We start from the raw sequence: 18,119 nt of genomic DNA on the forward strand, positions 1-18,119 counted from the left end.
CGGCGTGCGGCGAGTCGCACGCCGGAATGCAGCGGCGCATGGCGTACGCATCGACGCAAAAAAAGCGCACGCCGGCCGATGCGACCGGCAAATCGATCAACGATGCGACCGGCGCGGCCTGCGGAAAACGAACGAATTCTCGAATGAATATGACGCGCGGCACCGTGGCCGCGCGTTCCGTCACGCCCGCGCCGGCCGCCCGTTCACCGCCGGCCCTTGATCCGCGCCATGTGATACACGGACGCATGCACGCCGTCGCGCAATGCATAACCCGGCGATTCGCCTTCGATCCGGAAACCGTGCTTCTCGTAGAGCGCGATCGCCGCGCGGTTGTCGGTGAACACGGTCAACTCGAGACGCGTGATGTTCAGCCAGTTTTCCGCGAGATCGATCGCGGCCGCGAGCAGCCGGCCGCCGACGCCGCGCCGGTGACGGGCCCCGTCGACCATCATGCCGAGCCCCGCCGCATGGCGCCGGCGCGGATTCGGCTCGGGATGCAGGCCGAGATGGCCGACCACCGCACCGTCGATTTCAGCGACGAGGCTCACGCCGCGCTCGCGCGCGTTTTCGAGCCGCTGCTGCCATTTCTCGAGCGACGGAAACGGATGCTGCAACGTATTCATGTACACCGCGGGATGGGCGGCGATCTGCCGGATCGCGTCGACGTCGTGCGTCTCGCTGTGCCGGATCTTGATGTCGGTCATGGGTGGGCCGGTTCTGGAAAGTCGCGCCGGCGGCGCGGACTGCGCACACGCGCAGCGACGTTTCGAGCTTAGCCGATTTCATGCATTTGAAACATGGGCGACACGTCGTCGCGCGATGCCGTTGTATCTGCAACGACACACGATCACGCCGCAGGCCGCGGTTCGGAAAAATATGCCCGATTCCGCATGCGGCGATCGGTAATTCCTTACCCGCTTCCGTCACGCATCGCACCCGAAATGATTGTTGCGCACACAACGTCATGCGCACGACATGCGATGTCATTTCTTCATCACGTCGACGTCATGTCGGCTCCCTAGACTGGGAGCCGCCCAGCCCGGCATGCGCCGGGCCGGTGTATGCCGACGTCCTGCCCGCGCATCACGAGCGCGCGGCGCGCAGGACCGCGACGACGGCGGATGCATCCGCTCGACCCACACGTCGCGCGATGCGCGCAGATCCGCCACGCGCGGCCGACACACTCGAACGCACACGCATCGCGGATCGTCCTGGGGGGACGACGCACGAGTGCATCCAGACGAAGTCACGAACGCTCCCACCATCACAGGATCCGAACGCCATGACGTCACGCCGCAAATTCCTTCAGCAGACCGCCACTTCCGGCCTCGCCGCCGCCGCGCTGTCCGCGTTTCCGCCGAGCATCCGCCGCGCCCTCGCCATTCCCGCGTTTCACGAAACAGGGACCATCAAGGACGTCAAGCACGTCGTGCTGCTGATGATGGAGAACCGCGCGTTCGACAGCTACTTCGGCACGTTCAAGGGCGTGCGCGGCTACGGCGACCGCTTCGCGGTGCCGTCGCCGAACGGCCGCGACGTGTTCTACCAGACGTACACGAAGGCGACGCCCGCCACGACCTGCACGCCGTATCACCTCGACGCGAGCCAGGGCAACGCGCAGCGCGCGGGCGGTACGCCGCACGCGTGGGCCGATGCGCAGGCCGCATGGGATCACGGCCGGATGAACCGCTGGCCCGACGCGAAAACGCCGCTGTCGATGGGCTATTACGACGCGGCGGAAGTACCGTTCCAGCGCGCGCTCGCCGATGCGTTCACGCTGTGCGACCACTACCACTGCGGGATGCACACCGGCACGATCGCGAACCGCCTGTTCTACTGGAGCGGCACCAACGGCCCGAACGGCATCAGCCCGGCCGACGGCAGCCGCGTGAAGATCGCCGCGCTGAACAACCAGTTCAACGGCGGCAACGACATCGGCCCGTCGAGCCAGGGCTGGACCTGGACGACCTATGCCGACCGGCTGCAGCAGGCCGGCGTGAACTGGAAGGTCTACCAGAGCCTGATCGACAATTTCGGCTGCAACGAGATGATGAGCTTCCGCCACTGGCGTGCGGCGATCGAGCAGATGCCGGCCGCGCGCCGGCCCGCGTACGTCGCGTCGACGGACATCACGCAGCCCGTGACGGCGGCCGGCGCGTTCTACGATCCGGCGATCGACGATCCGTTGAGCCCGCTCGCGAAGGGCTTCGGCAACACGATGCCGTACGGCTTTCTCGAATCGTTGCGCGACGACATCCGCAACGGCAAGCTGCCGGAAGTGTCGTGGATCATCCCGCCGTCCGTGTACAGCGAACACCCGGGGCCGTCGAGCCCCGCGCAGGGCGGCTGGTACGTGCAGGCCGTGCTCGATGCGCTGACGGCGAACCCGGAGGTGTGGAGCAAGACGGTGCTGCTGGTCAACTACGACGAGAACGACGGCTTCTTCGACCACATGCCGTCGCCGGCCGTGCCGTCACGCAACGCCGACGGCACGCTCGCGGGCGGCCACACGCTGCGGGACGCCGACGTCGCCGTCGAGTATCACGACTTCACGCCGGCCACGTCGAGCCAGCCGGCGGCGGACGGCCGCCCGTACGGCCCGGGCCCGCGCGTGCCGATGTGGGTCGTGTCGCCGTGGAGCCGCGGCGGCTGGGTCAATTCGCAGGTGTTCGACCATACGTCGACGCTGCTCTTCCTCGAGAAGCGCTTCGGTGTCGCCGAACCGCAGATCAGCGCGTATCGCCGCGCCGTGTGCGGCGACCTGACGAGCGCGTTCAACTTCCGCTCGCCGAACAACGAGCCGCTGCCGACGCTCGCGGGCCATACGACGAAAAGCCAGGTCGACGCGCTGAGCGCCGCGCAGCAGGCCGCGCCGAAGATCGCGCCGCCGGCCGCGCCGGCGCTGCCCGCGCAGGCCACCGGCGTGCGCCCGTCGCGCGCGTTGCCGTACGAGCTGCATGCGAGCGCGCGCACCGATGCCGGCACCGGTACGGTCACGCTGAAGTTCGCGAACACGGGACGCGCCGCCGCCGTGTTTCACGTCTATGACAAGCTGCACCTCGACCGCCTGCCGCGGCGCTACGTCGTCGAGCCGGGCAAGACACTGCACGGCGACTGGGCCGCGCGCGCCGACAACGGCGGCAAATATGACCTGTGGGTGCTCGGCCCGAACGGCTATCACCGCCGCTTCACCGGCGACCTGAGCCGTCTGGCCGGTACCCGCGCGCCTCGTCCGGAAGTCCGCGTCGGTTATGCGGGCGCGAGCGGCAACCTCCACTTGCGGCTGCGCAACGACGGCGGCGGCACGGTGCGCTTCACGGTGAAGTCGAACCAGGTCTACGGGCCGCTGCCCGGCCGCGGCGCGAACGACGATCGCGGTCATGGCCACGGCAACGAGGACGGCAACAACCAGGGTCACTATTACGGCAATGGCAACGGCACGGGCACCACGTGGACCGTCACGGTGCACGCCGGCGACCAGTCCGAGCTGCACTGGAAGCTCGACTCGACCGGCCACTGGTACGACTTCATCGTCACCGCCGACAGCGATGCGAGCTTCTCGCGCCGGGTGGCCGGCCGCGTCGAAACGGGCCGCCACTCGGTCAGCGACCCGGCGATGGGGCTGCCCGACCGCTTCTGACGCTGCCACGGCGACGCGGCGACGCGTGTTGCACCGCGTGTCGCCGCCCGCGCCAGCGCGGCCGAGAACGCCGGTCAGGTGCCGGCCCCGGCCGCGCGCGATCCGGCTGAAACGCCCGCCTGGCGCGGCTCAAACATCAGAAGGATGTGCGGTACAACCCTCATTTCGCCTCAACGAAAATGCTCCGTATTGCGGCCCGTTCGCGTTAAACTGCGACAAGCTGTATTCAACAAACACATCTTCGCCGTTACGGCACCCACGACACGAGGATAGGTTCGATGCGCACAACCGGCTCATCCGGGGCAATGACCCTGCTCACCGAACACGACGCGGCCGATGGTCGCCAACTGCGTTCGCTTCGGCTCGAAGCAACCGGCGACGGCAAGAGCGTGCTGCTGATCGAGATCGACGAACGCAAGCCCGGCATACACCGCGAGGTCCGCTACGAGATCACGCCGGCCGAACTGATCGCGGCGATCCGCTCGCACGGTGCCGAGCTGCCCGGCGAAAACCACGGCGCTGCGTCGCTCGCCCGCACTCCCTCCTGATTTCGCACGGTGAGCCGCGCGCAACGCGCCGGCTCACCGGCATTCCCCTGCCGCCGTCAGGCGCTTTGCGTCATTCCCGCCGCTGTCTTGAAAATGGCCGATAATCGGCCCATCTGCGTTTCCTGCCCACGCATTTCCTTTTCGGCCAGCCGTCATGCTCCTTCGTGACCTCGTCGCCCAGTACGGGCCGCTTCTCGTGTTCGCCAACGTGCTCGCGGCGGCGATCGGCCTGCCGGTGCCCGCGATGCCGACGCTCGTGCTGTTCGGCGCGATGTCCGCGATGCATCCGGCGATGATCGGCTCGCAGCTCGTGACGGTGGTCGCGCTGTCGGTACTCGGCGCGCTGGTCGGCGACACCGTCTGGTACGTCGCCGGACGGCGATACGGCGGCACGACGCTGAAGACGATCTGCCGGCTGTCGCTGTCGCGCGATACCTGCGTGCGAAAGACCGAGCGCTTCTTCGGACGCTACGGCGTGCGCGTGCTCGCCGTCGCGCGCTTCATTCCCGGGCTGTCGCTCGTGTCGGTACCGATGGCCGGCGCACTCGGCACGCGCTATCGCACGTTCGCCGGCTACGACGCGCTCGGCGCCGCGCTGTGGACGATCGTCGGGCTGGTGGCCGGAATCGTGTTCTACCGGCAGATCGACTGGCTGTTCGCCGGCGCGAGCCACCTCGGCCGCGCGGTGCTGCTGGTCATCGTCGCGCTGCTGGCGATCTATGCGGCCGTGCGCTGGATGCGCCGCCGCGCGCTGATCCGCCAGCTCGCGAACGCACGGATCGGCGTCGACGAACTCGACCTGCTGCTGCGCGACGCCACCGCGCCGGTGGTGCTCGACGTGCGCTCGCCCGAGCACCGCAAGCTCGATCCGTTCACGATTCCCGGTGCGCAGTTCGCCGACGAGCGGCAGATCGGCGACATCGCCGCGCGCTATCCGCTCACGCAGAAGTTCGTCGTGTTCTGCTCGTGTCCGAACGAAGTGACGGCCGCGCTGATGGCGAAGCGCCTGCTCGACGCAGGCTTCACCGATGCGCTCGCGCTGCGCGGCGGCCTCGACGCGTGGCGCGATACGGGCCGCCAGCTCACGTCGCTCGCGGAAGAGATGCCCGCCGCGAACGATCCGGTCGCGGGGTTGCACAAGCCGGCCTGATCGCCCTGATCGCAGGCCGGCCGCGCGATGCGGGGGCCGTGCGCCCCCTTCGATCAGAACGCGTGCAGCGGCAGGTTCACGACCAGACGGTACTCGGTGTTGGTTGCATCCGAGTAGTGCGCCGAGCCGTTGTGCCACATCGCGATGAACGTGACCTTCGTGTCCTTCAGCTTGCCGCTCTGGAACGTATACGACGGGATGAAGCCGAACTCGTGGTGACGGCCCTGCACCGGCGCGCCGTTGCTCCAGTAGATGCTCGACTTGGTCGGGTCGTTCGCCGCGCCCGCACTGCCGTCCGCACCCCAGCCCGTCACGCCCCAGACCATCGCCTTGAAGCCCGGCAGGCCCGCTTCCTTGCCGTAGAACGTGTAACGCAGCTGCAGCGACTTTTCGTGCGGCGCGTTGTAGTCGACGTCCATCGAGTTGGTCAGGAAGATGCCGTTCGTTTCGTTCAGATAGTCGAAGAACTGGTCGCCGAGCACCTGCTGGAAGCCGAGCAGCAGCTCGTGCGGGCCGTGCTGCGCGGCCACCGACAGGCTGTATGCGTTGTTGTCGATCTTGCCCTGCAGCGCATCGCCCGTGTCGTGCGTCGAATAGACGTTGCCGAAGCCCGTCCACTTGATCGTCTGCGGGCTGCCGATGCTGTGCTTCACCGACGCGTAGTACTGGTGCCACACGTCGTCGGCCTGGTTCGCGTACAGCGCGACTTCGCCGTTCGGCGAGTAATCCCACGTGCCGCCGACATACGACAGGCGATTGACGCGCGTGCCGCCGTATTGCGTCGTCAGGTTGGTGAGCGTCGTATGACCGCGTGCGTCGGTCTTCGTGAAGCTGCCGGCCTCGAGCATCACGTTCTTGAATTCATTGCTGACGATCGTCGCACCGAGGAACGTCGGCGGCAGCGCACGGTTGTCGTGCTGCTCCATGAACGGGTTGTCGACGGCCTGCAGACCGTACTTGACCACCGTGTTCGAGATGCGTGCCTTGATGTCGTAGATGCCCGGGTAGGCCCACGCGAGCTGGTTGCTGCCGCCGCCGCCCTTCGCGATGTGCACCATGCTGCCGGCGCCCTGGCCGCCATCGAGCTTCAGTGCCGCATACAGCGACGCGTCGAAGCCGATACCGATCAGGCCCGTCGTATAACCCGACTCGAAGTTCGCCATCGCGCCCTGGACCCACGCGTGGCGATGCGGCCCGCCCTTGTTGTCGAGCACGTCCGCATAGTTGCGGAACAGGAAGTCGAGATGACTGTCGGCGATGAAGCCCTTCGACTTCGACTGGGCCGACGGTTCGTCGGGCGGCGTGACGGCCTGGGTTGCCTCGGCGTTGATAACGGCGTTCGGGGTCGTTGCCTGCGCAACGGCCGTGCCCGTGCCGGCGGCCGGCGCGGCCTGCGCGACCGTCAGCGGCGCGGGGGCTGCGTCGTCGGCGTGCGCGACGCCCGTCAGCGAGACGCCGGCGAGTGCCGGCAGTCCCCATGCAAGCAGCATCTTCGATGCCGTCCCGATCGTCTTCTGTTTTTTCATCGTGATTCTCGTCTTGTGTTGATATCGTCCACGCCGGTTGCGATCCGCTCCCGGCCCCCCGGCGTGCCCGGCTAAGGACGCGCCTGTACCCGCGACGCGAAGATCGTTCGCGCCGTACCTACCCCTGTTGACCTGCCTGGTTTTATTGGTTGCGTTACTTCAAATCACGCCGCGCCCGCGCGGATGCACGCGACACGCGCCGCCGACCCCTGCCGCACTTCCGGCAGCGGCACGTCCTGCGCGCACGCGTCGATCGCGACCGGGCAGCGCGTGCGGAACGCGCAGCCCGACGGCGGGTTGAGCGGCGAGGGCATCTCGCCCGCCAGCAGCATCGGACGGCGAGCACGCTCGCGCGCCGGCTCCGGCGTCGGCGCCGCATCGAGCAGCGCCTTCGTGTACGGGTGCTGCGGCACGCCGTACACGTCATGCCGCGTGCCGAACTCCATCACGCGGCCGAGATACATCACGAGCACACGCCGGCTGATCGCCTTCACCACGGCGAGATCGTGTGCAACGAACAGATAGGACAACGACAGTTCGCGCTGCAGGTCGCGCAGCAGGTTCACGATCTGTGCCTGGATCGACACGTCGAGCGCCGACACGGGTTCGTCGCAGATCACCAGCTTCGGCTCGCCGATCAGCGCGCGTGCGATGCCGACACGCTGGCACTGCCCGCCGGAGAATTCATGCGGATAACGCAGCAGGTGATGCGCGTTCAGGCCGACGCGTTCGAGCATCGTGACCACGCGGCGGCGCACCTCGGTGCGGCCGAGGCCGGCGTGGTGCGTGACGAGCGGCTCGGCGACGACCTGCTCGATCGTCATGCGCGGATCGAGCGATGCGAGCGGATCCTGGAAGATCATCTGCACTTCGCGCCGCATCGCGGTGCCGCGCAGGTGATCGGGCACGACGGCTTCGCCGCGCCATTTCACGGTGCCGGCCGTCATCGGCACGAGGCCGATCAGCGCGCGCGCGAGCGTCGACTTCCCGCAGCCCGATTCGCCGACGAGCCCGACCGTCTCGCCGCGCTTCACGTCGAACGACACGCCGTCGACCGCGCGCAGCGTGCCCTTCGGCGACCACGGATAGCCGCCGAGCGGCACGCGGAAATGCACCTTCAGATCGTCGACGGACAGCAGCGTGTCGTCCGTCGCGCCGCCATTGCGGCTTTCATTGACGCTCATCGCAGACCTCCCGCCAGATCGGCCACCGGGCGGTGGCACGCGCGCACCGCACCCACGGCGCCATAAGTTTCGAGCGCGGGGCGCGCTGCGCCGCAGCGTTCTTCCGCATACGTGCAGCGCTTCGCGAACGCGCAGCCGGCCGGCGCGGTGCCGGGCATCGGCGGATTGCCGGGAATCGCGACGAGCGGCGCATCGTCGGCATCGGTCAGGCGCGGCAGCGCGTTGAGCAGGCCGATCGTATAAGGATGCGACGGCGCCGCGAAGATCGAATCGGCCGGCGCGTATTCGACGGTGCGGCCCGCATACATGACCATCACGTCGTCCGCGAGGCCGGCGACCACGCCCATGTCGTGCGTGATCAGCACGATCGCGGTGCCGCGCTCGCGGTTCAGTTCGCGCAGCAGGTCGATGATCTGCGCCTGCACGGTCACGTCGAGCGCGGTGGTCGGCTCGTCGGCGATCAGGATTTCCGGCTCGGACAACAGCGCCATCGCGATCATCACGCGCTGGCGCATGCCGCCCGAGAACTCGTGCGGATACATGCGGATGCGCCGCGCCGCGTCGGGAATGCGCACCGATTCGAGCGCCTCGATCGCGCGCTTGGTCGCCTCCTTGCGCGACAGCTTGCGATGCAGCTGCAGCGTCTCGGTCATCTGCCGCTCGATCGTCAGGAACGGATTGAGCGACGTCATCGGATCCTGGAAGATCATCGCGATCCGGTCGCCGCGCACCGCGTTCAGCGCGCGCGTATCCATCTCGAGCAGGTTGTCGCCGCGGTAGCGCGCGGTGCCGGTCGTCGTGCCGTTGCCGGCCAGCAGGCCGAGCAGCGCCATCACGGTCTGGCTTTTGCCGGAGCCCGATTCGCCGACGATGCCGAGCGTCTTGCCGGCCTCGAGCGAAAACGACACGCCGCTCACGGCGTCGATCGGCGGCGCGTCCTTGCGCGTGAAGCGCACGCCGAGGTTATCGACTTCGAGTAATGCAACCATTTCAGCGATCCTTCGGGTCGAGCGCGTCACGCAGGCCGTCGCCAACGAAGTTCACGCAGTAGAGCGTCACGCACAGCATGACGGCCGGGGCCAGCAGCAGCCATGGCATCGATTCCAGTTTCTGCGCTCCGTCCTGGATCAGCACGCCCCAGCTCGTCATCGGTTCCTGCACGCCGAGGCCGAGGAACGACAGCACCGATTCGGTCAGCACGATGTTCGGTACCGAAACAGTTGCGTACACAACGACGACGCCAAGCAGGTTCGGCACGACGTGGCGCCGCACGATCGACGCCGGAGTCACGCCGATCGCGCGCGCCGCATCGACGAATTCGCGGTTGCGCAGCGACAGCGTCTGGCCGCGCACGACGCGCGCCATGTCGATCCACGAGAACGCGCTGATGGTCAGCACGACCAGCATGAACGAGCGGCCGAACAGGGTCATCATCAGGATCGCGATCAGCAGGTACGGGATCGCGTACATCATGTCGACGATGCGCATCATCACGGAGTCGACGCGGCCGCCCGCGAAGCCCGCGGTCGCGCCCCACGCGACGCCGAACAGGCCCGACACGAGCGTGCCGAGCAGGCCGACCTCGATCGACACGCGGCCGCCGATCAGCGTGCGCACGAGCAGGTCGCGGCCGAGCTCGTCGGTGCCGAACCAGTGCTGGTTCGCCCAGGTCGGCGGCAGGCTGATCGAGCCCCAGTCGCTCGCGGCGGGATCGGCCGCGAGCAGCCACGGGCCGACGAAGCACGCGAGCGTGACCAGCGCGAGCAGCACGAGGCTGAACACGGCCGCGCGGTTGTGAAGGAAGCGCGCCATCGCGAGCGCGAGCGGCGAGCGCGAACGCGGCGGCGAGTCGGTCTGCACGGGCAGGCCGACGACGGGAGTAGTCGGAGTCATCGCAGTGCCTCGCTCAATAACGGATGCGCGGATCGAGCCACGCGTACGCGAGGTCGACCAGCAGGTTGAACAGCACCGCGCAGACGGTCGTCAGCACGACGAGGCCCAGCACCAGCGTGTAGTCGCGGTTGATCGCACCGTTCACGACGAGCTGCCCGAGCCCCGGCAGCGCGAACACCGATTCGGTGACGACGGCCGCCGTGATCGACGTGATGCAGACCGTGCCGAACAGCGACACGACCGGCATCAGCGCGGGCTTCAGCGCGTGGCGCAGCACGATCGTCGAGCCCGGCAGGCCCTTCGCGCGCGCGGTGCGGATGAAGTTGCTCGACAGCGTCTCGATCATCGAGCCGCGCATCACGCGCGCGAGCAGCGACACGTTGATGAAGGTCAGCAGCACGATCGGCAGCAGCCGGTACTGCCAGCCGCCGTCGCCCCAGCCGCCCGCCGGCAGCCAGCCGTTGCCGGCCGACGTCTTCAGCAGGATCGCGAAGATCCACACGAGCACGGGGCCGAGCACGAACGGCGGCACGACGTTGCCGAAGTTGCCGATCAGCATCACGAAGCGGTCGATGAAGCTGTCGCGGCGCACGGCCGCGACGGTGCCGAGCAGCACGCCGAACACGATCGAGAGCGGGATCGACACGCCGCCCACGCCGAGGCTCACGGGCAGCGCCTTCTTCACGAGATCGTTCACCGACCAGTCGACGTAGCGGAACGACGGGCCGAGATCGCCGTGCAGCAGCGAGCCGAGATACAGCAGGTACTGCTTCCACAGCGGCTCGTCGAGGTGGTACTTCGCGTTCAGGTTCGCGAGCGTCGCGGCGGACAGCTGCTTCTCCGTATCGAACGGGCCGCCGGGCGTGAAATGCAGCAGCAGGTAGCAGACGGTGATGACCGCAAGGATCGTCGGCACCGCCCACAACGTGCGCCTCAAAGCGTAGGCCAGCATGATCGCTCCGCTCAGTGCTTGATCAGGTACATGTCCTGCGAAGCACGCATGTCGATCACGTTCTTCAGCGAATAGCCGCCTACGTACGGCTTGACGAGCCGGTCGGCCGAGTACTGGAACAGCGGCACCATCGGCGTGTCGTTCATTGCCGCATCGTGTGCCTGCGTGAGCAGCGCGGCGCGCGCCTTGTCGTCGAGCTTCTGGTTGCCTTCGTCGACAAGCGTGTCGGCCTGCTTGTTGCAGTAGCCGACGGTGTTCTGCGAGCTGCCACAGCGGATCAGGTCGAAGAAGGTCATCGCGTCGTTGTAGTCGGCGAACCAGCCGTCGCGCGCGATCTGCACCTTGCCGTCATGCCGCTCCTTCATCAGCACCTTGAACTCGACGTTCTCGAGCTTCGTGTTGACGCCGAGCTTCGTGCGCCATTCCGACGCGGTGAACAGCGCGACCTTCTTGTGCAGGTCGTTGGTGTTGTACGTCAGCGTGAACGACAGCGGCTTCGCGTCCGAGTAGCCGGCCTGCTTCAGCAGGTTCTTCGCGGTCTCGACGCGCTTGGCCATCGGCCACGACGCCCATTCCGGCGTGAACGGCTGCACGCCCTTCGTGCCGTTCGGCATCAGCCCGTACATCGGCTTCTCGCCGGCCTGCGTGAGCTTCGACGTAAGCACGTCGCGATCGATCACCATCGACAGCGCCTGGCGCACGCGCTTGTCCTTCAGCGCGGCATCGCTGTTGTTCAGGTAGTAGTAGTACGTTGCGAGCTGCAGGCCCGGGCGCAGTTCGCCGCCGAACTGCTTGCTGACCTGCTGGAAGATGCCCGACGGGATCGAGTAGCTGTAGTCGATCTGGCCGGCCTGATACATGCGCATCGCGGTCTCGTCGCTTTCGATCGGCAGGTACGTGACCTTGTTGATCACGACCTTCGGCGCGTTCCAGTATTTCGCGTCCTTCGTGATCACGATGCGGTTGTTCGGCTGCCAGTCGACCAGCTGGAACGGGCCGTTGCTGACGATGTTGCCCGGGCGCGTCCACGCGTCGCCGAGCTTCGTCACCGTGTCCTTGTTCACCGGCGCGAGCGGCACCATCGCGGTCAGCTCCGGGAAGAACGCGACGGGCACGTCGGTCGTCACCTCGAGCGTGTACGGGTCGACGGCGCGCACGCCGAGCGTCGACGGCGCGGCCTTGCCGGCGATGATGTCCTTCGAGTTCTTCACGAACTCGACGAGGATCGTGTATTTCGAGCCCGTCTTCGGATCGACGAGGCGCTGCCACGCATAGACGAAATCGGCGGCCGTCACCGGCTGGCCGTTGCTCCACTTCGCGTCGTGGCGAAGCTTGAAGATCCACGTCTGCGGCGTCTTGCGCTCCCACGACAGCGCGACGCCCGGCACGACCTGGCCGGCCGCATCGATGCGGGCGAGCCCTTCGAACAGGTCGAGGCCGATCGTGTTGCCGGTCCACGATTCGATGTGCGCGGGGTCGAGCGACTCGACTTCGGCGGGCACCTGTCGCGTCAGGTCCTGCTGAGGAGCGAGCGCGACGTTCGACGGAACGGTAACGGCGTGGGCGACGGGCGTCGTCAGGGCGAGCGCGGCCAGCACGGCCGACATGGCATGCAAGGATTTCATCGTGGCAGTCTTGAGAAAGTAGGTTCGGTGAGCGTCGCGCGGCGAATGCCGCGGATTACGCGTGAGACGCTGACGGGTGCAGCGATCGAGGAGGCCCGTGATTCCCGTATTTCATCTTAGTATTCCTTACGTTTCTTTCGACAGGCATTCCGTCTTGGAAACGAAGGAATACCTGTGCGTTAGAACAGCCTCGGCGTACCGACCCAGACCACCACCGACTCGATCTTCGCGGTGTTGACCCAGCTGTGCGGGACCGTCGACTGGTAGTGCGAACTGTCGCCGGCCTGCAGGACGAACGTCTTGCCTTCCAGCGTCAGAGACACTTCCCCTTCAATCACATACAGGAACTCTTCTCCTGCGTGCGTCGTCACCTCAGACCGCTTCTGCCCCGGCGGCAACCTGACGAGGATCGCCTCGAGCTGTCGCCCTTCGGATACGTTCGTCAGCCGCGCGAACAGGTTCGCCGAATCGGCAAACCCGAAGAAGCGCAACTGCTCGCCTCGGCAGACCGAGCGTTCCTCGCTCGGCGTATCCACGAAGTACTGCACCGTCACACCGAGCGCGTGCGCGATACCGGCCAGCGACGTCAGTGACGGCGACGCGAGCCCGCGCTCGACTTGAGACAGAAACGGCTTCGAAATCCCCGCGGCGGTAGCGGTGTCGTCGAGCGTGCGCTTGAGTCGTTGGCGCAACGCGCGAATCTTGCTGCCCAGTACGGCGGCAGCGTCTGCTGACCGCGAGTTTTCAGTGGGGGGAACCATAGCAGGCCGAAAAGTGATCGTCAAAAAATGTTTGATGGAAAATAACTAAGTTAGATCGATATAGCTTAGTCTTCAGGTTCGCGCACGACTTCGGTGTTGAGCCCGGTGCACTAAACAGGGCACGAAGCGTGCGAAACGACGCGCTATCTTGCCAGACTCGCCGGCTTCACAGGCAAGCTGCAAGCGGCTCTCCGGGAATCTTCGGAGGGCCGGCCGAGAAGTTTACAAATAGATGATGAGACGAATCTTCCTGAAAGTTGCTGCCATATCGGGAGTTTCCCTAAGTGGCGCATACCGGACGCACCGGACCGGCGAACGTTACCACTCGCGCGCCGGTCGGGGTCGTTCCCCGCCTCATCGGGCGGTGTTCGCCCCCGGCCCGGGCTAACCGCCCGACTGTTCCATCGCCGATGCCAGGCCTACCCGGCCCATTGTGCACTGGCGCCAGTTAGACCCAAGACGACGCGTGATCCGTGCCGTCCGTTTCAACCGAGATTGATGATGCATTCACCTGTTTCACAAACCCGATCGTTTACGACGGTCTTCCTCATCGAAATGTGGGAGCGCTTCGGCTACTACGGCATGGCCGCGCTCCTGGTCCTCTTCATGGTCGACCGGCTCGGTTTCACCGACAGCCATGCGAACCTGACCTGGGGTGCGTTCACCGCGCTCGTCTATGCGGCACCGTCGATCGGCGGCTGGATCGGCGACAAGGTGCTCGGCGCCCGCCGCACGATGATCATCGGCGCGGCCGTGCTGTGCGCCGGCTACCTGATGCTCGCGGTACCGAACGACCACCTGACGTACATGTACGCGTCGCTCGGCGTGATCGTCGTCGGCAACGGCCTGTTCAAGGCCAACGCGGCGAACCTCGTGCGCCGCGTCTATGAAGGCGACGATGCGCGCATCGACAGCGCGTTCACGATCTACTACATGGCGGTCAATATCGGCTCGACGGTGTCGATGCTCGCGACGCCGTGGATCAAGGATCACTGGGGCTGGCACGCCGCGTTCGCGGTCTGCTGCGGCGGCATGCTGCTCGCGATCCTCAACTTCATGCTGATGCACCGCACGCTCGCGCATGTCGGCTCGCAGCCGGACGAACAGCCGATCCGCTGGAAGCGCCTCGGCGCGGTCGCGGCAGGCGGCGTCGCGCTCGCGCTGGTCACGCTGTACGTGCTGCAGCACAAGCAGCTCGCGGTCGCCAGCGTGTGGACGGCAGCGTTCGCGATCCTGGCGATCTTCGCGTACATGATCGCGAAGTCGGAGCGCTCGGAGCGCGCGGGCCTGATCGCGGCGCTCGTGCTGATCGGCCAGGTGATCCTGTTCTTCATCTTCTACGTGCAGATGTCGACGTCGCTGACGCTGTTCGCGCTGCGCAACGTCGATCCGCGCTTCATCCTGTTCGGCACGACGCTGTTCACGTGGAGCGCCGCGCAGTTCCAGGCGCTGAACCCGATCTGGATCATGCTGCTGAGCCCGGTGCTCGTGTGGGTCTACAACGCCGTCGCGAAGGGCGGCCGCGACCTGCCGGTCGCCGCGAAGTACGCGCTCGGCTTCGGCGCGGTCGCCGCGGGCTACCTGGTGTTCACGATCAGCGGCCGCTACGCGGTCGACGGCCGCGTATCGTCGTGGTTCATGGTGTGGGGCTACGGCCTCTACTCGCTCGGCGAACTGCTGGTGAGCGGCCTCGGCCTCGCGATGATCGCCCGCTACGTGCCGGCGCGCATGAGCGGCTTCATGATGGGCGCGTATTTCGTCGCGACGGGCGTGTCGCAGTATCTCGGCAGCGTCGTCGCGAACTTCGCGCAGATGCCGTCGCACGAGCTGCCGGCCACCGAATCGCTGCCGCTCTACCTGTCGCTGTTCGAGAAGCTCGGCTGGCTCGCCGCGATCGGCATGCTGCTCGCGCTGCTGCTGCTGCCGCCGATGAACCGCCTGTCGCGCCAGCATCAGCGCTGCGCGGAAGAGCGTCGCGAGGAAGCGCTGCAGGCGCCGGCCGTCACCGCGGCCCAGTAAGTACTATCCCTTGGCGTGCGGCATGCACGCCACATTCCCCTGCCGGTTGCGCGATCGCGTCCTACACTGGTGGAAACGCATCCGATCCGTCGCGATGCGCACTGGCGGGAGAAGATCATGAAAAGCAAGACCACGCGGCTGCTGAGGATACTGTCGGACATCCGGCACGCTCAGCGCTGCACCGCGATTCGCGCCGCCCGCGCCGCGGCCGAAGCCGACGCGGTACTCGCGGAGCACGACGACCCGGCGCCGGACGATCGCGACGACGCCGAATCCGACGACGCAACCGCCGTTCCCCGCTCCCGTATCGGCTCACCTCACTGACGCCGCGCGGCACGCTGCGTGCCGCACGCACGCCTTCCCGCGCCGCTCACGCGGCCGCACTGCGCCACCGCGCGATCCACGTTCCCGAACCGGCCACGGCCATCATCAGCCCGAGCGCGCATGCGTCGGCCACGAGGCCCACGCCGACGTGCCGCAGATCGGCGCCGTGCGCGACCGGGTGCAGCAGCGAATCGATGACGAGCGAAATCGCCGCGCCCGCGACGAAGCAGATCAGCCCGCGCTGGCCGATCGCGACGACGGGCCGCACGCCCTGCGCGATCCGCGCGATCCAGCCGTAGCGCACGCAATCGGCCATCAGCCACGCGACGGCCGCGAAGCTCACGACGCGCGGCAGCGCGAGATCGCGCTTGAGCACGCCTTCGGGCAGCGGCAGCCCGGAGAACAGCTTGTAGCTCGCGCAGCCGAGCACGACCGCGCACGCGACGCCGGTCGCCGCGGCGCCCCACCGCCCGAGCGCGATGCGCCGGTAGAACGGCTGGCAGCGCGCGAGCACGCCGGCGACGAACATCAGTTGCCATGCGAACGGGTTGAAGCTCCAGCGGAAGCCGTCGGTATCCAGCAGCTCGGGGCCGAGCCAGCCCGCCGCCAGCCACGACGCGACGCCGAGCACGACCAGCAGCCACGGACGGCGGCGTGCGAACGGCACGAGCACCGGCGACGCGAGCGCGAACAGCACGTACATCGGCAGCACCGACGCGAGATACGGCTGGCGCTGGAACGTCAGCAATTCGGCGAGGCCCGTGAGCGGCGAAGCGAGCATCACGCTGACGTCGTCGAGCGCGAGGTTCGGCGCATCGATCCCGTAGTGATCGAGCACGGCCGACACGACGAGCATCAGCGTCGACGTCGCGAGAAACGCGCGGTAGATCTGCATCGCGCGGCGCACGAACCGGCGCTGCGCGGCGCGCGCGCCCTGCCGTTCGGCGATCGCGCCGTACGCGCTCGCGGTCGCGAAGCCGCCGAGAAAGACGAACACCTCGGCCGCGTCGCACAGCGCGAACGCGTGCAGCGTCACGCGCGACAGCACGCTTGCACCGATGTGATCGACGACGATCATCAACAGCACGAGCCCGCGGAAGAAATCGACTTCGATCAGGCGGCCACCGCGCGACGGCTGGACCGCGGCGGAAGGCGGCATGCTCAACGACATGAGCGCACCTGCGCAACGGCTGCGCGACAGGCGCCGGGGAATGGATCGGGAAGGAGAAGGCGAGCGCGATCAGCGGCGATGCGCGTATGCTCGCATCGCGCCAACCCGGCCGGCCAGGCACGGACATGACCGTTCATTGGAAAGCTGCATACGAAGGGAAGTCGGTCAGACCAGTCTATGGCCGATCGGGGGAGACCCTAAGTAACAAAGTGCAACCGAATCTTCTGTTCGATTACAGGCGCGAGGCTGGCGAAATGAAGCAGGCGGCGCTGCCAGATTCACGCCAGCACGGCGCCAGTTTGCAGTCAGCATCGATGTGTTCGATCACGGTTCGACCGCTGTTCGATCGTCGAGCGATACGCGACGCGCGGCACGTTCCATACGGCCGCCGCACCACGATCAAGATCGAAACTTATCCGCGCGCGGGCAATCGCCGCATCAGCATTGCGCTGTGCCACGCGGTCAGCGCGACGGCGACCCAGATCGGCCCGTACGTCGCGAGCTTCGCGACGCTCAGCGTCTCGCCGAGCAGCAGCAGCGACACCGCGACGAGCAGCACGGGCTCGACGTAACCGAGAATCCCGAACAGCGCCATCGGCAGCATCCGGCTCGCCTTCAGGTAGCTTGCGAGCGCGAGCGTGCTGAGCACGCCGAGCCCCGGCAGCAGCGCGGCCCACAGCACCGGATTGCTCGCGACGCGCGTCGTGCTCGCCGCGACCATCGCGAACGCGACCGGGCACAGCAGCGCGATCTCGATCGCGAACGCGGCCAGCGAATCCGCGTTGATCCGGCGGCGCAGCACGAAATACGGCGGATAGCCGAGCGCGACGACGAGCGTCGGCCACGCGAACGCGCGGGTCGCCCACACTTCGTGCACGACGCCGAGCGCGGCGCACGCGACCGCCGCCCACTGCAGCGGGTCGAGGCGTTCGTGATAGTAGAAGCGGCCGACGAGCACCATCGTCAGCGGCAGCAGGAAATAGCCGAGCGACACTTCGAGCATGCGGCCGTGCAGCGGTGCCCACAGGAACAGCCACAACTGCAGGCCGAGCAGCGCCGCGCTCGCGGGCAGCGCGATCAGCAGGCGCCAGTCGCGCACGCCGCGCCACGCGAGGTCGACGAGCACGGGCCAGCGGCCGCGCAGCGCGATCAGCGCGAGCGCGCCCGGCGCGGTCCACAGTACGCGCCACGCGAAGATGTCGAGCCCGGTGAGCGGCGCGAGCAGTTTCGCGTAAGCCGACATCAGCGCGAACAGCGTCGATGCCGTCACCGACAGCAAGAGGCCGCGCCCGGCTTCCGGATACCCCGTCATGGTTGTTGTGCGCC

General features: G+C 67.2%; 15 protein-coding genes. 5 read left to right on the forward strand and 10 right to left on the reverse strand.

The window, feature by feature from the left end; genetic code table 11:
- Positions 1-203: 203 nt before the first annotated feature.
- Positions 204-704 (reverse strand): GNAT family N-acetyltransferase, encoded by a 501-nt coding sequence (locus tag DM992_RS25230; RefSeq protein WP_111019115.1) that lies wholly within the window; start codon positions 702-704, stop codon positions 204-206.
- 578 nt (positions 705-1,282) lie between these two features.
- Between DM992_RS25230 and DM992_RS25235 the strand changes: the two genes are divergently transcribed.
- The 3 genes from DM992_RS25235 (at position 1,283) to DM992_RS25250 (ending at position 5,338) form a co-directional block, all read left to right on the forward strand.
- Complete coding sequence (locus DM992_RS25235; protein WP_111019116.1) at positions 1,283-3,640, forward strand: phospholipase C, phosphocholine-specific; 2,358 nt, start codon at positions 1,283-1,285, stop codon at positions 3,638-3,640.
- A gap of 278 nt (positions 3,641-3,918) precedes the next feature.
- Positions 3,919-4,188: a hypothetical protein gene (locus tag DM992_RS25240; protein WP_072440048.1), complete on the forward strand. Its 270-nt coding sequence runs from the start codon at positions 3,919-3,921 to the stop codon at positions 4,186-4,188.
- A 154-nt stretch (positions 4,189-4,342) separates the two neighbouring features.
- Complete coding sequence (locus tag DM992_RS25250) at positions 4,343-5,338, forward strand: DedA family protein/thiosulfate sulfurtransferase GlpE (RefSeq protein WP_111019117.1); 996 nt, start codon at positions 4,343-4,345, stop codon at positions 5,336-5,338.
- A gap of 53 nt (positions 5,339-5,391) precedes the next feature.
- Here DM992_RS25250 and DM992_RS25255 read toward each other — a convergent pair whose 3' ends face one another.
- From DM992_RS25255 to DM992_RS25285, 7 genes are all read right to left on the reverse strand, one after another.
- Positions 5,392-6,864, reverse strand: a complete 1,473-nt coding sequence (locus DM992_RS25255; RefSeq protein WP_111019118.1) for an OprD family porin — start codon at positions 6,862-6,864, stop codon at positions 5,392-5,394.
- 164 nt (positions 6,865-7,028) lie between these two features.
- Positions 7,029-8,048: an oligopeptide/dipeptide ABC transporter ATP-binding protein gene (locus DM992_RS25260; RefSeq protein ID WP_034181607.1), complete on the reverse strand. Its 1,020-nt coding sequence runs from the start codon at positions 8,046-8,048 to the stop codon at positions 7,029-7,031.
- Positions 8,045-9,037 carry an ABC transporter ATP-binding protein gene (locus tag DM992_RS25265; RefSeq protein ID WP_111019120.1) on the reverse strand — a complete coding sequence of 331 codons (993 nt, stop codon included), beginning with the start codon at positions 9,035-9,037 and terminating at the stop codon, positions 8,045-8,047. The genes DM992_RS25260 and DM992_RS25265 overlap by 4 nt, the downstream gene beginning before the upstream one ends.
- 1 nt (position 9,038) lies before the next feature.
- Positions 9,039-9,941, reverse strand: a complete 903-nt coding sequence (locus DM992_RS25270; protein WP_034181605.1) for an ABC transporter permease subunit — start codon at positions 9,939-9,941, stop codon at positions 9,039-9,041.
- A gap of 13 nt (positions 9,942-9,954) precedes the next feature.
- Positions 9,955-10,893 carry an ABC transporter permease subunit gene (locus DM992_RS25275; protein WP_034181604.1) on the reverse strand — a complete coding sequence of 313 codons (939 nt, stop codon included), beginning with the start codon at positions 10,891-10,893 and terminating at the stop codon, positions 9,955-9,957.
- Between the two features lie 11 nt (positions 10,894-10,904).
- Positions 10,905-12,518, reverse strand: a complete 1,614-nt coding sequence (locus DM992_RS25280; protein WP_034181603.1) for a peptide ABC transporter substrate-binding protein — start codon at positions 12,516-12,518, stop codon at positions 10,905-10,907.
- A gap of 179 nt (positions 12,519-12,697) precedes the next feature.
- Positions 12,698-13,279 (reverse strand): cupin domain-containing protein, encoded by a 582-nt coding sequence (locus tag DM992_RS25285; RefSeq protein ID WP_034181602.1) that lies wholly within the window; start codon positions 13,277-13,279, stop codon positions 12,698-12,700.
- A gap of 498 nt (positions 13,280-13,777) precedes the next feature.
- Between DM992_RS25285 and DM992_RS25295 the strand changes: the two genes are divergently transcribed.
- Positions 13,778-15,298 (forward strand): peptide MFS transporter, encoded by a 1,521-nt coding sequence (locus DM992_RS25295; RefSeq protein WP_111019121.1) that lies wholly within the window; start codon positions 13,778-13,780, stop codon positions 15,296-15,298.
- A gap of 117 nt (positions 15,299-15,415) precedes the next feature.
- Positions 15,416-15,622 (forward strand): hypothetical protein, encoded by a 207-nt coding sequence (locus tag DM992_RS25300; protein WP_105390636.1) that lies wholly within the window; start codon positions 15,416-15,418, stop codon positions 15,620-15,622.
- Positions 15,623-15,668: 46 nt separating this feature from the next.
- Here the strand turns inward: DM992_RS25300 and DM992_RS25305 are convergent, their stop codons facing one another.
- On the reverse strand, positions 15,669-16,793 hold the full coding sequence (locus tag DM992_RS25305; RefSeq protein WP_111019122.1) for an OpgC domain-containing protein: 1,125 nt from the start codon (positions 16,791-16,793) through the stop codon (positions 15,669-15,671).
- A gap of 412 nt (positions 16,794-17,205) precedes the next feature.
- Positions 17,206-18,105, reverse strand: a complete 900-nt coding sequence (gene rarD, locus DM992_RS25310; protein ID WP_111019123.1) for an EamA family transporter RarD — start codon at positions 18,103-18,105, stop codon at positions 17,206-17,208.
- Positions 18,106-18,119: the final 14 nt, after the last annotated feature.

The organism is Burkholderia sp. JP2-270 (assembly GCF_003233675.1).
GTDB lineage: Bacteria > Pseudomonadota > Gammaproteobacteria > Burkholderiales > Burkholderiaceae > Burkholderia > Burkholderia pyrrocinia_C.